Origin of the sequence: Rhodococcus sp. KB6 (assembly GCF_001445685.1) — a bacterium.
In the GTDB taxonomy this organism is placed as follows: Bacteria; Actinomycetota; Actinomycetes; order Mycobacteriales; family Mycobacteriaceae; genus Rhodococcus_F; species Rhodococcus_F qingshengii.
Window position 1 is genome coordinate 1 of sequence record NZ_LNAK01000071.1, and the last position, 472, is coordinate 472.

A 472-nucleotide genomic window follows, 5' to 3' on the forward strand; every position below is an offset into this window, starting at 1 on the left:
CGGTGGCTTAACCCCTTGTGGGAGGGAGCCGTCGAAGGTGGGATCGGCGATTGGGACGAAGTCGTAACAAGGTAGCCGTACCGGAAGGTGCGGCTGGATCACCTCCTTTCTAAGGAGCATCTCTTTCGCTCGCTGCACACAGGTGTGGTTGAGGAAAGCAGAGGCCATTTCGTTCCCGTATGTGGAACGGTGGTTGCTCATGGGTGGACGCTGACAAGCATTCGTTTTCGTTACTGCCGGCCTCAGTGCTGGCGGGAGAACAAATTATATCGGCATACTGTTGGGTCCTGAGAGAACACGCGAGTGTTTCCTCTCTAGGAAGTAACGACAAATGACTGCTGCAGTCATACCGCAAGAATTATTCGTGAGAGTGGTTTTTGTTGGTGTCTGCGTGAGGTGGTTGTTTGTGTGTTGTTTGAGAACTGCACAGTGGACGCGAGCATCTTTGTTGTAAGTAATGAAGAGCGTACGG

General features: G+C 52.3%; 1 rRNA gene. It reads left to right on the forward strand.

Annotation, left to right across the window (positions count from 1 at the left end):
• Positions 1-109 (forward strand): 16S ribosomal RNA (locus ASU23_RS12180); the annotation flags it as partial.
• Positions 110-472: the final 363 nt, after the last annotated feature.